The organism is Vibrio sp. HA2012 (genome assembly GCF_002812955.1).
Lineage (GTDB): Bacteria > Pseudomonadota > Gammaproteobacteria > Enterobacterales > Vibrionaceae > Vibrio.
Genome location: NZ_PFXK01000001.1, coordinates 1 through 14,761 on the forward strand (window position 1 = coordinate 1; position 14,761 = coordinate 14,761).

The window sequence follows — 14,761 nt, forward strand, 5'->3', positions numbered from 1 at the left end:
GTTTTCCCAACGCAAGCAATCAAGTAAAAATGGTGGAGGGGGACGGATTCGAACCATCGAAGGCGGAGCCGGCAGATTTACAGTCTGCTCCCTTTGGCCACTCGGGAACCCCTCCAGGGTATTTGATACAACAGGTTTCGACACAATCAGAACCGGAGTATCCTTAAGAATAGTTTTCCCAACACTGTTCTCAAGTTCGGAGCGCATAATAGCAAACTGCATTTTGCTGTAAAGCGATTTCTTATAAATTTGAATCAAATGCTGTCTTTTTGGGCAAAGATGGCAGAAAGTATTCAAATACTTAGTTTTGCCTCCGAATGCCTGTCCCTTTCCATGCATCGGAATGGTCTGATTTTCGGCCATTTCTGTTTTTTGTGACCCTTTACATTTCTTTACGTTAAAGGTTATAAACTGGTTGAATACTCTCAATACCAACCATAGTTTTTAAGAAGTATCTCTTATGAATATTAAATCATTATATGCAGTGGCTTTTTTCTTTGCAGTAGCAACGACGGGAATACCCGCCACAGCTCAGGCGGCTGCTATCAGTGTGGTGACGAAGCCAGTGGCGCAGCATTCTATTTCTCAGTCTCTTTCGCTGGTTGGTAAACTGGCCGCTCAGGAGTCGGTCACCATTTCTTCTGAAGTATCCGGAAAGGTAAAGGGGATCCGGGTAACAGAGAATCAGAGCGTTAAAACGGGTGATGTATTGCTTGAACTTGAAGATGATAAAGTCAGGGCGGCGGTGGCAGAGGCCAAAGCCTACTTGAGAGATGAGCAGAGAAAGCTGAAAGAATACAGCCGTCTGGCTCAGAAGGGGGCGATTACCAGCACAGAAGTAGATGCTCAGCAGGCCTCTGTGGACATGGCGCAGGCTCGGCTGGATGCGCAGAATGCTAATCTTGACGATCTGAATATCAGTGCGCCGTTTACCGGTACTATCGGGTTGATCGACTTTAGTCTGGGTAAAATGGTCAGCAGTGGTGAAAGCCTGATGTCACTGGATAACCTTATGTTGATGCAGCTGGATTTGAATGTACCTGAGCGTTATCTTTCTATGCTGAGAAAAGGGATGGCGGTGACGGCCACAACCAGTGCCTGGCCAGAGGAAATTTTCCATGGTGAATTGGTCAGTATTGATTCCAGGGTGAACAGCGACACGCTTAACCTCAGGGTACGGATCCATTTCCCCAATAAAGATGAACGTCTGAAACCGGGGATGCTGATGTCGGCGATTATCGGTTTCCAGCCTATTACTGCCCCTATTATTCCTGCTCAGGCACTGGAGTATTCTGGAACGAAGCGATTTGTTTATGTCGTAGATAAAGATCATAAAGCCAGACGGGTACAGGTTTTCCTTGGCGCTCGTGTGGGTAATGAAGTTGTGGTTGAAAAAGGCGTGAATATCGGTGACCGCATTGTCGTTCAAGGAACAGTAAATATGCGTGACGGTGTGACGGTTAAGGAAGCTATTGAGGGAACAAACTAATGTGGCTGTCAGATGCGTCAGTAAAGCGGCCGATCGCTGCGATAGTACTCAGTATGCTGCTGTGTGTGTTTGGTCTGGTTTCTTTTAGTAAACTGGCGGTGCGGGAGATGCCGGATATCGAAAGTCCGGTTGTGTCTGTCTCGACCCGCTATGACGGTGCTTCTGCCAGTATTATCGAAAGTCAGATCACCAGTGTGATTGAAGATCAGCTTTCCGGTATTAGCGGTATTGATGAGATAACCTCGACGACCCGAAACGGAATGTCCCGGATTAAGGTGACGTTTGACCTAGGCTACGATTTGGACTCCGGGGTCAGTGATGTCCGGGATGCTGTGGCCAGAGCCCGCCGCAGTCTGCCGGATGAGGCGGATGAACCTATTGTGTATAAGAATAACGGTAGCGGTGAAGCCTCTTTGTATATCAATCTGAGTTCTGCTGAGATGGACAGAACCCAGTTAACGGATTACATAGAGCGGGTACTGGTTGACCGATTCAGTCTGCTCACTGGTGTCAGCTCAGTCGATATCTCCGGTGGATTATATAAGGTAATGTATGTGCGCCTGAAACCGGAACTGATGGCCGGACGGGGAGTTACAACGGCGGATATCTCTTCCGCACTTAATGCTGAAAATCTGGAAAGTCCCGGAGGAGAAGTACGCAATGATGCGATTGTGATGTCGGTGAGAACAGCCCGCTCATATCGTACCGAGCACGATTTCCAGTATCTGGTGATCAGAAGAACCTCTGACGGTGAGCAAATCTATCTTAAAGATGTCGCGGATGTCTTTCTCGGAGCAGAGAATGAAGATTCAACTTTCAAAAGTGACGGGATAGTAAATGTTAGCATGGGGATAGTGCCGCAGTCGGATGCTAACCCGCTGGAAGTGGCACAACTGGTGCGCAATGAAGTGGAAAAAGTACAGCAATTCTTGCCGCAGGGTACCCGCCTGGCTATAGATTATGATTCTACGATCTTTATTGATCGTTCCATCAGTGAGGTCTATAGCACGCTGTTTATCACCGGTGCTCTCGTGATTCTGGTGTTGTATATCTTTATCGGTCAGGTCCGAGCGACACTGATTCCGGCAGTGACCGTTCCGGTATCACTGATTTCAGCGTTTATTTCTGCCTATTTCTTCGGTTTTTCCATCAACCTTATCACGTTGATGGCGTTAATTTTATCCATCGGACTGGTGGTCGATGATGCCATTGTGGTGGTGGAAAATATTTTCCACCATATCGAACAGGGAGAAAAACCGTTACTGGCAGCCTATAAAGGTGCCAGAGAAGTCGGATTTGCCGTTATTGCTACCACATTAGTGCTGGTTATGGTGTTCCTTCCGATCTCCTTTATGGATGGAATGGTCGGACTGTTGTTTACGGAATTTTCAGTCTTGCTTGCTATGGCAGTGATCTTCTCTTCTTTGATTGCATTGACTCTGACACCCGTGTTGGGCAGTTATCTGCTAAAAGAGAAAGCACGGCAGAACCGCTTTAACCGTGGTCTTGAGAGAATGTTTACCCGACTGGAGCATGCTTACCGCTCTGCTCTGGGAAAAGCGATGCGGGTAAGGTTGGTCGCTCCGTTAGTCATTTTGGCTTGTATTGCCGGCAGTTACGGTGTGATGCAACTGGTACCGAGTCAGCTCACGCCACAGGAAGACAGGGGACTGTTGTTTGCATTTGTTCGTGCTGCCGATGCTACCAGTTATAACCGCATGGCAACGAATATGGAGCTGGTGGAAGACCGGCTGATGCCTCTGCTGGGAAAAGGTGTGCTCAAATCGTTCAGTATCCAGTCTCCGGCATTTGGTGGCAGTGCTGGTGATCAGACCGGTTTTGTGATCATGATTCTGGAGGACTGGGATGTACGAAAAGCGACCATACAACAGGCTCTGGGCGTAATCAGAAAGGCGTTGGGAGATATCCCTGATGTGCGTATTTTCCCTCGTATGCCCGGATTTCGTGGTGGCTCCAGTGAACCGGTACAATTTGTTTTAGGAGGGTCGGATTACCCGGAACTTCAGCAATGGGCAGAGTTACTAAAACGGGAGGCGGAAGCCAGTCCAATGATGGAAGGGGCTGAAACCAACTACTCAGAGAAAACCCCGGAACTGATGGTAACGATTGATAAAGCCAGAGCATCTGAGTTAGGAATTTCAGTGGCGGATATTTCTGATACGCTGGAGATTATGTTAGGTGGTAAAAGTGTTACCACCTTTGTTGAGCGGGGCGAAGAGTACGATGTTTATCTGCGGGGAGATGAGAATAACTTTAACAATGCGGCAGATCTGAGTCAGATCTATATGCGGACCAAATCCGGAGAACTGGTAACACTGGATTCAGTCACCCGTATTGAAGAAGTGGCTTCCGCACACCGGCTTGCGCATAATAATAAACAGAAATCGATTACCCTCTCAGCCAACCTGTCGGCAGGGTACACACTCAGTGATGCTTTGGATTATTTAGACGCTGTTGCAATAGAAAAACTTCCGGCCGATATTTCTGTCAGTTATTCCGGGGAGTCGAAAGATTTTAAGGAAAACCAGTCCAGTGTTGCGATAGTGTTTGCTCTGGCTCTGCTGGTGGCGTATCTGGTTCTGGCCGCTCAGTTTGAGAGCTTTATCAATCCGCTGGTGGTGATGTTTACTGTGCCAATGGGTGTTTTTGGCGGCTTTATGGGGTTGTATCTGATGCAGCAGGGGCTGAATGTCTATAGCCAGATTGGCATGATCATGCTGATTGGGATGGTGACCAAGAATGGTATTCTGATTGTGGAGTTTGCCAACCAACTGCGTGATAAAGGTGTCGTATTTGAGAAAGCGATCATCGATGCTTCTGCCCGACGTCTGAGACCTATTCTGATGACCGCATTTACGACTCTTGCCGGTGCCATTCCACTGATCCTGTCTACAGGAGCGGGTTATGAAAGCCGGGTCGCAGTGGGAACGGTGATCTTCTTCGGAATGGCGTTTGCCACACTGGTCACCCTGTTTGTTATTCCTGCTATGTACCGGTTATTGTCAGAGAAAACATCGGCACCGGGGCATGTCGAAGCGCTGCTGAATAAAGAGCTGGCCGGAGACGTGAAGGGCAGAATAAGTCATCCATAACAATGTCTGGGGGAAGGGGGCTGACGACAGAACTCTTCCTCTTTTTTTATTAAAGCGAGCTATTTTTCCTCATATATGGAATGATATAAGGAAGATTTTCTCTACTGGCTTTGTTATGAAACTCGATAAAACGGATAAGAAATTGCTTTCTCTGCTGCAGTATGACTGCACGCTTTCTCTGAACGATCTGGCTGAGCAGGTTAACCTGACGACAACACCGTGCTGGAAACGGTTAAAACGCCTTGAAGATGAGGGGGTGATCAGCAAACGGGTTGCTCTGCTGAACCCGGAAAAACTGGGGCTGCTGTTTACAGCATTCGTTCTGGTTAAAACCAGCGATCACTCCCATGAGTGGTATAGTCGTTTTGCCGATACTGTCTCTGACTTTCCTGAGGTGATGGAGTTTTACCGGATGGCAGGTGAGTACGATTACATGATGAAAGTGCAGGCGGAGGATATGAAGCGGTTTGATGAGTTTTACAAGAAGTTGGTGAACAGCATTGACGGGATCTCCAATGTGACCTCCACCTTTGCGATGGAGTCACTGAAATATACTACGGCTCTACCGATCTAACTGTATACTGAAGCGCTAAATAGTGAGATGGCTTCGGTACAATCGGTCTGCAAGTTATTTACTCACCATAATCTCTAGGATTTGACGGTCGGTTTGGGTCATGGCTCCGTTCGCCAGTGCCGACAAATTGCGGATAGAGGTATCAACATCATCAGCAACGATACCTTCACGACCAGTGACATAGACCCCATCAATGGCCATTAATGCTGCTTTTACAGCTGCTCCGGCGGAAGAAGAAACTTTCATCGCGCATGCTGCTTTGGCTCCGTCACAGATGATCCCGGCGATATCACCGATCATACTGCTGATGGCATGGCTGATTTGCTGATAACTGCCACCCAGAAGATAAGTGATCCCTGCAGCAGAGCCCATAGCCGCAGTCGTTGCTCCACATAAAGCCGAAAGCTTGTTCTGTTGTTTTTTGATATAGATAGCCATCAGATGTGAAAGGATCAGTGCCCGGAGAGTTTGCTCCCGGTCGGCTTTCAGATAGTCAGCCGCGACAACTACCGGCATGGTCGCTGTGATCCCTTGATTGCCGGAACCTGAATTACTCATGGCCGGTTTCATGGCACCGTCCATACGTGCATCAGAGGCAGCTGATGTTCGGATCAGTACCTCAGTCAGTAGACCTCCACACAGCAATCCGCGTTCGACATTGCGTAAAAAAGTTGCCCCGACTTTCAGACCATAGCGGCCAGATAGTCCTTCACGTGAAAGAGCGTCATTCAGGTCTTTGGCCTGTTCAATAAAATCGATCTTCTCTACCGGGATATGCAGAGCAAACTGGTAAATTTCTTCTGCTGTCAGTTGTTCAAACAGAGAATCATCGGCCGTCAGGTGTGTCTCTGCCGGAGAAAAGCGGTTGACTGATGGTTGACTGATAAATGTGGTAATACCATTTTCTTCAATAGAAACGACTTGTGTATGATGATCTGCGATCGTTACCGCAATATGGTTGGTTCCGTCACTGACCACCACTTTGGCATAAAGAATATGGCTGACATCTGCAACCTGAACCGATACAGAACCGGAATCCAGCAAGATTCTCGCCTGAACAACATCATCTTTGGTAATATCTTTCAGTACTTCTAATCCGGCATTTGGATTACCGGCAATGGCACCTATAGCTGCTGCAACAGGCAGTCCGACCATTTCTGTTCCTGGTACGCCTACTCCCATACCGTTTTTCATCAGGTTTGGAGAAACATAAGCAGCAATATGGGTTGGCTGGCCAGATAATTTCCCAGTCGCAATTGCGGCAGCCAGCGCCACCGAAACCGGCTCGGTACAGCCCAGAGCTGGTACGACTTCCTGTTTAATCAATTTTATTAAATTATCCCACATGTGCTTTTTCATCGGTATGTCCTGGTTACTGCTAATATCAGTTACGGTAAATATATGCATTATCATGGGGAAAGTTTTTGCTTTGTTTTCTTTAATAGTGTCTGTCAGGAGAAATAATTTCTCTTTATGGAGAGATATACTAATATAACGTTAATGTAATAAGAGAGATTAGAATGGAAACAACACCTTATAGCCATTTCACGGTATTAGCTGATGGTGAGGTTGGGGAGCTGACCGATGGCTTTGAATGTCCGAAAGGGATGGCAATTATGTCGATGAATATATGGGCCTTAAATGAAAAACAGTCAGTGGATGTCTGTATAGCTATTGGTAAACAGATCGGTTTTCAGGTTTCAGGGGAAGTTCAGATATATCAAACTGAGCCATCAGAATCACCGGGAGATAATCCTTTTGGGTATGGTATTAAATTTACGCCCTATGAAGAAATAGATGAACCAGATTGATACGATTTCTTATATTTAAACGATAATGATTATGTATAAAAGAATTATTTCCGGTACCGGGTTGCTGTTAGTTCTGGCTTTTAATGTCGTTGCTGCTGATGACTCTGTAACTACTTTAAGTGGTGGTGATGTTATTTTACCATTAACTAAAATAATCACATCTCCGAGAAGGGAGCAGATGTATGGGGTTATTGGCGTTAATAAAGACATTGGCATGCTGGTAAAATACCACTGTCTGACTAGCAAAGAAGCGAAAATAAAAGCCAATAAATTGCGATCTGATAAAAAGATTCGGGATGTCTCAATCTATAGAATTCCCCGGGATATAATGTATGTCGACAAAGATAAAGGCCCTGTTTATGCGTGTGAGTCTAGACAGTGAAAATATACCAACATTTTTGAGTTCATCACTTATACTGATAAATTGGTAATTCTGGAATAGTATCTACTCCGAATCGTAATTGTTAATAAAGGGATTTTTATGCGTTATTTAATTTTACTGCTGCTATTTTTCCTTCCATTTCTCTCAGGGTGTGTTGATATGAGAGGTGTGAATGCAATGAAAAATGGTACACAGAGCGAATATATAGAAAGCGTCGGTGGGAAAGCCTCATTTGAAACATTGAATGCAGAGGATCTGTCGTGGTTGTGCTCTATGTATGCTACCAGTGGAAAGATCAGTAGTTTTATTGACTGTACAGAAACGCTTATCCGTCGTTTCAGAAACAGCCCCGATGCCAAAATACATTTTCTTGTTGTCAACGGTCATGAATCCATGGCGTTGACTTATAACGGTTTTGGTAATAATGCATATGTGGATAAAACGATTGATGAAGGTCTTGCTCTGCTTGAAGAAAAGAATATGCGTGAAGACTGGGTTTATGGAAGCCTGATTAGAACGGTTGAAATAGAGTTGTATGCACTTAAAGCGGTTACAGCACACAAACGTGGTGATGCGGTTGCTGAGGCTAAAGCCCTTTCTTTTGTTGAGCAGTCGATGCCATGGCTGAATGAGCAGAACAGAGGATTGCGGCAAAAAACCAGAAAAACCCTGTCTCAGTCTTACCTTGCTCTGGAGGATTATGAAAAGGCGGCTGAGTTTGCTGAAAAGCTTCCGCCGGATGAGCCTACAAATTGGGATAAATTTGAAAAAATCGCGGATGCAGTGACAACATTCGGGTTAAGTCTTGCGATAGATGCTTATGGGGAGAAAAAGCTGAAAGAAGCAGAAAAAGAAGCAGATCTGGCTTTTGATACCAGTCTCTATTTTATGGGACGAGCCGATTTGGAAGCTCGGCGGTATGAGAAAGCTCTGGAACATTTTAAGGCTCTTGAATCTTATACTTCCATTTCTAAAGATTTTAATCTGCATTGGATGTATTGGTATGACTACGCCAGAATTTATCAGGGGTTGGGTAACCATGAGCTGATGATGGAAATGCTGAAAAAGTCGGTTGATGTGATTGAATCTCAGCGCATGGATTTTAACAGCGAAATGGGAAAAATGGGTTTTGCACGAAGTAAGCAGCAGGTTTATGAGCTGATGGTTAAAACTCTTCTTGAAGCCGGTAATACCGATGAGGCATTTTCTTATGTGGAGAGAGCCAAAGCAAGGGCTCTGGTTGACCTGCTGGCAGGGAGAGAAGACATCAACTTTAGTGACTCTCCTGAAGCACGTCAGTATCTGGCGCAGTTACAACAAGTCGAATCTCGGGTTCCGATGAGTATCAAGCCGAATCCGGAAGAAAATATACGAAGCTTGTCCCGTGTACCAAAGGAGCGGTTAGAGACCAATTATCCTGAACTGGCTTCATTGATCAGTGTTGATACCTTGTCTCGTGCTCAGGCTGGAGAGCTACTGGAAAAAGATGAAGTCTTGGTTGAGTACTATATTGCAGGCGATGATCTGTTTGCTTTTGTGCTTGAAAACCAACAGCTGAAAGTGTATCCGCTGGATGGTAAAAATTTAGCCGGAAACATTCGTGATTACCGTAAGAAACTAACTGCGTTGGATAATGGCTGGAAAAAACCGTCAATGGCTCTTTACCGGCAATTGATCCGTCCTTTTGGCCGGCGACTTTATAATAAAAACCTGGTTATTGTGCCCCACGGAGCCATGCACTATCTTCCGTTTGCTTCACTGTTTGATGGGAAGAAATTTATGGCCGATAAAGCACGTATCCGCTTAGTGCCAAGTGCTTCGGTTATGCGCTATATCGGCAAACATACTCAAACATCAGCTCAGATGATGATTCTGGGTAACCCTGATTTGCATAACCCGGCCACGGATCTTCCCGGAGCTGAAAAGGAAGCTCAGGCGATTGCAAAACTCTGGTCTGGATCCGATATTCGGTTAAGAAATCAGGCCACTGAAACGGCGTTAAAAAATGGTACCAAAAATTATGGGATGTTCCATTTTGCCAGTCATGGGGTTTTTGACCCGGTTAATCCACTGGATTCGAGCTTGCTTTTGGCTGCTGATCAACAAAATGATGGAAAACTGACTGTTGCTGAAATCTACGGAATAAGACTTAACGCAAATCTTGTGACTCTGTCGGCTTGTGAAACCGGGCTTGGTGATGTTGTCAGCGGTGATGATGTTGTTGGTTTGAACCGGGGATTTCTCTATGCAGGGGCGGATACCATTCTTTCCAGTCTCTGGTCAGTCGAAGATGAGCCAACAGCTTATTTTATGCAGTCCTTCTATGGGTATCTTAAAAAGCATAATAAGGTTGATGCATTACAACTGGCGCAGTTGAAAACCCGTAAAAAATATCCTCACCCATCAAGGTGGGCTGCTTTTCAGCTGACCGGAGCATCGCAGTAATCGGATGAATCTGTATCGGACATATAATGAATGACTAAAATATATTTGCTTTGTTTTATGTTGCTTATGGATCTCCCGGTTTGGGCTGATGACTTAAGTTTCCAGCCTGAGTTTGTGCATCCTCGTTCAGATCAGCAAGATATTATCGCCAATACTCTTGGCGATGATTTTTTGAATGCCGTCGGAGTTTTTCCGGCAGAGCTTTTGGTGTCGGAAGTTGATCTGAATAGGGATAGAAAGATGGATTTGATTGCGGTGCAAAAGGCTTTTTGCAGCAACCATGCTTGTACATTTCATTTTCTGATGAATAAAACTTCCGGCTACTGGATACGTCTGGCAACTATTGAGAGCTGGGCGATCCCGTTTGTTGTACCGAACCTTGAGCAAGATATGCCGGATATTATCCGGTTTGACCATTTGACGGATGATTGCTGTTCCTGCTCGGAGCCACAACCGATTCGGCTGATATGGCAATCGGCCAGCGGGACTGAATCATCCGGAAAATACGCTGAGACAGGTGCTTTGTCAGAAGAGGATATGCTGGTATTTAAACCGGACTGGCAGTGGTAAAATTGTATAGGAATATTTAGTTATCAAGCTGGAGCAAAGAAAACAGGAGGCGCAATGTTAGCAGCGAACATTAAAAAGATAATTACGAAGGTGGTTCTGTGTTTAAGCATTTTTGGATTAAATCATTCAGTTTTTGCCAATGATTCTTTGCAGACTCAGTCTTTTATGATTGGTGTTTCAGCCACATTCCCGGCTGACTGGACGTTTCTTGAGTCTTGGGATCCGAGTGACCTAAGTATAGAAATTGCCCCAAGAAAAGAAGATTCACCAGCATTTGCACTGATCTACCCACCCAACCCGGTTTTACCGGAAGAGAGCCTGGTTTCATACATGAATGATATGGCTCATTTAATGATGACTCATGACCATGACTCGGTATTAGTCAGGGTCGGAGAGTACCAGATCGGTGGCAAAACAGGTTATGAAACGGTCTATACAGCGAGTGATTTTGAAGGTACACCAACGGTTAATGCATTTTATGGTCTGATTGCTGATGGTTTTTTCTTTGTAATCACAACTTCAATTCCTGTTTCTGATGTCGAAAGAATTCAGCCATTGATGTCCGATCTTATTCGATCGTTCTCTTATGATGTTGAAGAGCTGACATCAGGGAAGAGTGCTTTGATGCGTGCAAATGGTTATTGAATTTAAATCGGAGAACTTAATGAAAAAAGGCGTTTTATTTTTAATCTGTTTCTGCAATTTATGTTATGCAGCACTTCCTCCACGAGCTCAAAATGAGAGAGATTTAGATGCTCTTATCGGGTTTATAAAAAATCACGAGTTAGTTCTGGAAACATTAGAGCTGATAGACTTTGAACATTACACTATTTTTTACCGGAAAGGCTGCAAGGTTATTTTTGAGCGCGAAGCGATAATAAGGCCGAAGGGATGGGTCGGCCCGGAAGCACCCCTAAAATATCAGGGAGCAACATGTGAGATAGATTATTGATTCAGCTTAAATTTACCCAACTCAATTGCGGTTAAAAATAAGATTTTCTATTTTGCTCAAAATGTTTTATAACCATAATTTTCCATGATTTTTTTTCCTTCAGGGGATCTTAAAAATGCCAATAACTTTATAGCGTAAGAATTATTTTTACCTCTTTGAAGTAACTGAGCCTGCTGTATTACCGGGCTATATAAATTCGATGGAATAATCCAATAGGAACCTTTTACCGGCTGTCCTTTACGGTAGATCATCGACCAGCTTATGACGCCTAATTCAGCAACACCGGAATCGACATACTGTGTTGTCTGGAGCATATTTTTACCCTCTACTACCATAGATTTAATCGAAGAATACAACCCCAGATTCTTAAACACTTCAATGGCTGAACGGCCATGGACACCTACCTTGGGATTAGCAATTGCAATATGTGAAAACGTTTGTTTTTGGAGAATATCTCCGTCTTGGTCGACGAGGTTTGATTGAGGAGACCATAATACAAGAGTACTTTCACAGTAGGAGAATCTTGTTCCTTTGACACCAATTCCTAACTCTTCCAGTTTTTCCGGACTGTTGATATCTGCACTGATAAATACGTCAAACGGTGCATTCTGAGTAATTTGAGCAAACAAACTGCCGACTGATGCATAGGAAACAAGCAGTGTTGTGTCATTTTGTTTTTCAAATTCCAGTTTAATCTGTTCCATTGCTGGTTTAAAACCTCCGGCAACGGCAACAGAAATTGATTCGGCTTGTGCTCGTAGTGTCACAAAGACAATACTTAACAGTAAAAAATATCGATACATTTTTAGCCCTCTTTTCTGTGCTGCTTATAGACTATATGCATATAGGAGACCAAAGCTGGGAAATGGTTATAAAAATAAAACACTTATATTTCAAATGGATATTTTATTGCTGTGTATGTTCTTGTGAAGAAATAAGCAACGTTTGTTTGATCTAAAGAGTGAAATGTCTGTTTTCCGACAAGGTGGGTTCGTAAGGCATTTATGATGGTTGTTGAATACAGGTGTTATTGCATATCAGCTACCAATTCTACTGATATAAAGTGGTTAATTTAAGTTCGATAAGCATTCCTACGGAGCCGTTGGGACGAGGTGAATCTCATCGTCTATACTTTGAGTGATATATGGTAAAGACACATGAATCTTTATTGTCAAAACGTTTCCATGGTTAAAGCTAGGGAGTTTATTATGGCTACAATGACGATTAGAACATACCATACTGGTGAAGAATTCTCATTTTGGCTAGATGCTGATACCGGCTATATTTATTTAGAAGGTGAAGAACTCAAAGAGTGTCTGGGGCGGCAAATTTGTGCGGGTGGTGGCTTTAGCGGTACTCTACTCTATGCGGATAGTGACGAACAATTCGAAAACCTATGTAGCCAATGGGTTCGATCTCACCAAAGAGAGAAAGAGAGGTATGACTACTAAAAAGGGCACTCACCCTTTGCCTGAACGGAAGGCCGATAGGCTTATTTTCTGTTGGCCTTCTTCTTGACGGGTCGTGGTTGTCCCTTGATGCTGGCGAAACCTCTCATCTTCTTGAAGAAGCAGTATTCTTGCATTCAAACTTATGCGTGCATGGTTATGCAATTATACAATAAATGGTATAAATCGCTTTGTTGTAGCCATGTACTTCAAGTATTCATTCCCAAACCTATTAATAAGTGCATTTTCTTCTGACTTCATCCGATAAAGGATACTCACAAGGTTTGGACAAAGTATTACGATAAATGAAATCCAGTTTGATAACGCAATACAGAATCCGGTCAATTCTAAAATTAACCCGCAATAAATCGGATGTCGGATCATTTTGAAAATACCACGCTGAACCAACTTCGATTTATCTGTAATTTTTATATAAACTGTCCATTCTGATCTTAGCGCCCACATTCCAGAAGCATGCACGACCAAGCCAAGAACAATAACCAGAAAACCCACGTAATTTAAATATGGAAATCCGAATTGATAAAGTGTGATAGTACTGTATTCAAAATTACCTGTTAAATATTGAATAGTTACCAGAAAGGGACTCAATGTTATAGCAATAAAATAAGTGCTCTTATCTTTAGTTTCACGGTCATTTTCCGTAGGTTGTCCAAATAAAAGAAGAAGTACTAACAGAAAAATCCATAGAACGGAGAAAAGCTTTACTAGGTAAAAAACGTTGTCCATGATGCTTATGCCTCAATATTACAAATAGTGGGTAGCCTTGAACAAAGCCATGTTCACTATGCGCCATATAAAATACTTGACAAGCTAATTGTTTCAGGAGCGTGATTTGCTCTCCCTAATCTATTCACCATTTGTCACCGATGACAGCTTTTGTCCATATTCTTTCATACTCGTCTTCCCGAGAAGTGGTGCTGCTTTTCTTTTTATAATAATGCGGGTGCTGATAACACCCGCATAGATATCCAACGTTTCAATCTTCTCTGATTAAAGGTTTTTTTTGCTGAAGTACCAGTCAACGTAGTTATAGCCTTGATCTTGACGTACATCTGCTTCTTGAGTGGTTGCTGGAGGTGGAACAATGACTTCGTCACCAGGTGTCCAGCTTTCAGGAGTTGCGCATGCGTTGGTATCTGTTGTTTGTAATGCTTTAACCAAGCGCAGGATTTCAGCTACTGAACGACCGTTGCTCATTGGATAATAAAGCATTGCACGCAGCACGCCTTCAGGATCGATGACAAATGTTGCACGAACAGCAGATGTGTCACTTGCTCCTGGCTGAACCATGCCATAGGCGCTTGCTACTTTCATGTTCAGGTCGGCAATAATTGGGAAGTTGATTTCAACACCAAAGTTATCTTTAATGCTGCGAACCCAAGCTATGTGAGCGTGAACACCATCGATTGACAGACCCATTAATTCACAATTGAGTGCGTTAAAATCCTGACTTGCTTTCGCAAAAGCCATAAATTCAGTTGTACATACAGGAGTAAAATCTGCTGGATGCGAGAAAAGAACTAACCATTTCCCTTTGTAATCTTTAAGACTAAGTGTGCCGTGAGTTGTTTTAGCCGTAAAAGCCGGAGCCGCCTCATTTAAAAGTGGCATTGCAACGACAGTTGTTTGTTCAGTCATAATTTGATCCTTCTCTCTAAATTAGATTTTGTTGCATTAGGGTTAGCTAATATTTGAATGTTACCGATATTCTTTGAATTAAAAAAATTGAGAAAACCAATTAATTCAATAGAAGAAACCTTTTATTTACTGCTTATCTGCCGCGAGTTGATGTCAACAACGTATGTCAAAGCAGGCTCGTTACTCTTACTAGAATAGGTAATTATTTGTGGCATATGAAAATTAAAAGAGAATCACTATACTATTATTTTTAATAATGATAACTGAGATAACAATTTGTGCGTGGGGGCAAATTTTCGTCAAAAAATTAGCGGGATA

Annotated in this window: 14 protein-coding genes and 1 tRNA gene; 10 read left to right on the forward strand and 5 right to left on the reverse strand. The window is 43.6% G+C overall.

Going from position 1 to position 14,761, the window contains the following annotated elements; all coding sequences use genetic code 11:
• Positions 1-30: 30 nt before the first annotated feature.
• Positions 31-115 (reverse strand) — tRNA-Tyr (locus tag CSW98_RS00005).
• Positions 116-460: 345 nt separating this feature from the next.
• On the opposite strand from CSW98_RS00005, the gene CSW98_RS00010 reads away from it, so the two are divergent.
• The 3 genes from CSW98_RS00010 to CSW98_RS00020 all read left to right on the forward strand — a co-directional run bounded on the left by CSW98_RS00010 (position 461) and on the right by CSW98_RS00020 (position 5,176).
• The gene (locus CSW98_RS00010; RefSeq protein WP_100798403.1) at positions 461-1,489 is read left to right on the forward strand and encodes an efflux RND transporter periplasmic adaptor subunit; all 1,029 of its coding nucleotides are present in this window, start codon (positions 461-463) and stop codon (positions 1,487-1,489) included.
• On the forward strand, positions 1,489-4,602 hold the full coding sequence (gene vexH, locus CSW98_RS00015; RefSeq protein ID WP_100798404.1) for a vibriobactin export RND transporter permease subunit VexH: 3,114 nt from the start codon (positions 1,489-1,491) through the stop codon (positions 4,600-4,602). The genes CSW98_RS00010 and vexH overlap by 1 nt, the downstream gene beginning before the upstream one ends.
• 115 nt (positions 4,603-4,717) lie before the next feature.
• Complete coding sequence (locus CSW98_RS00020) at positions 4,718-5,176, forward strand: Lrp/AsnC family transcriptional regulator (RefSeq protein ID WP_100798405.1); 459 nt, start codon at positions 4,718-4,720, stop codon at positions 5,174-5,176.
• A gap of 54 nt (positions 5,177-5,230) precedes the next feature.
• Here CSW98_RS00020 and CSW98_RS00025 read toward each other — a convergent pair whose 3' ends face one another.
• Positions 5,231-6,535 (reverse strand): L-cysteine desulfidase family protein, encoded by a 1,305-nt coding sequence (locus tag CSW98_RS00025; RefSeq protein ID WP_100798406.1) that lies wholly within the window; start codon positions 6,533-6,535, stop codon positions 5,231-5,233.
• 161 nt (positions 6,536-6,696) lie between these two features.
• On the opposite strand from CSW98_RS00025, the gene CSW98_RS00030 reads away from it, so the two are divergent.
• From CSW98_RS00030 to CSW98_RS00055, 6 genes are all read left to right on the forward strand, one after another.
• A complete protein-coding gene (locus tag CSW98_RS00030) occupies positions 6,697-6,987 on the forward strand; it encodes a hypothetical protein (protein ID WP_100798407.1) in 291 nt (96 codons plus the stop codon).
• A 31-nt stretch (positions 6,988-7,018) separates the two neighbouring features.
• Positions 7,019-7,369 (forward strand): hypothetical protein, encoded by a 351-nt coding sequence (locus tag CSW98_RS00035; protein WP_100798408.1) that lies wholly within the window; start codon positions 7,019-7,021, stop codon positions 7,367-7,369.
• A gap of 159 nt (positions 7,370-7,528) precedes the next feature.
• Positions 7,529-9,814: a CHAT domain-containing protein gene (locus CSW98_RS00040; protein WP_157810295.1), complete on the forward strand. Its 2,286-nt coding sequence runs from the start codon at positions 7,529-7,531 to the stop codon at positions 9,812-9,814.
• 30 nt (positions 9,815-9,844) lie between these two features.
• Entirely contained in the window at positions 9,845-10,384 is a 540-nt protein-coding gene (locus tag CSW98_RS00045; protein ID WP_157810296.1) for a hypothetical protein, read from the forward strand.
• A 54-nt stretch (positions 10,385-10,438) separates the two neighbouring features.
• On the forward strand, positions 10,439-11,029 hold the full coding sequence (locus CSW98_RS00050) for a hypothetical protein (RefSeq protein ID WP_100798411.1): 591 nt from the start codon (positions 10,439-10,441) through the stop codon (positions 11,027-11,029).
• 19 nt (positions 11,030-11,048) lie between these two features.
• Positions 11,049-11,336, forward strand: a complete 288-nt coding sequence (locus CSW98_RS00055) for a ssr3402 family protein (protein WP_157810297.1) — start codon at positions 11,049-11,051, stop codon at positions 11,334-11,336.
• Between the two features lie 56 nt (positions 11,337-11,392).
• Here the strand turns inward: CSW98_RS00055 and modA are convergent, their stop codons facing one another.
• On the reverse strand, positions 11,393-12,139 hold the full coding sequence (modA, locus tag CSW98_RS00060) for a molybdate ABC transporter substrate-binding protein (RefSeq protein ID WP_100798413.1): 747 nt from the start codon (positions 12,137-12,139) through the stop codon (positions 11,393-11,395).
• A gap of 405 nt (positions 12,140-12,544) precedes the next feature.
• Here modA and CSW98_RS00065 point away from each other — a divergent pair, with 405 nt between their 5' ends.
• On the forward strand, positions 12,545-12,787 hold the full coding sequence (locus tag CSW98_RS00065) for a hypothetical protein (RefSeq protein WP_157810298.1): 243 nt from the start codon (positions 12,545-12,547) through the stop codon (positions 12,785-12,787).
• 162 nt (positions 12,788-12,949) lie between these two features.
• On the opposite strand, the gene CSW98_RS00070 is transcribed toward CSW98_RS00065, so the two are convergent.
• Together CSW98_RS00070 and CSW98_RS00075 are read right to left on the reverse strand one after the other, a co-directional pair.
• On the reverse strand, positions 12,950-13,531 hold the full coding sequence (locus CSW98_RS00070) for a methyltransferase family protein (protein ID WP_100798415.1): 582 nt from the start codon (positions 13,529-13,531) through the stop codon (positions 12,950-12,952).
• Between the two features lie 264 nt (positions 13,532-13,795).
• Positions 13,796-14,443, reverse strand: a complete 648-nt coding sequence (locus tag CSW98_RS00075) for a peroxiredoxin (RefSeq protein WP_100798416.1) — start codon at positions 14,441-14,443, stop codon at positions 13,796-13,798.
• Positions 14,444-14,761 lie beyond the last annotated feature (318 nt).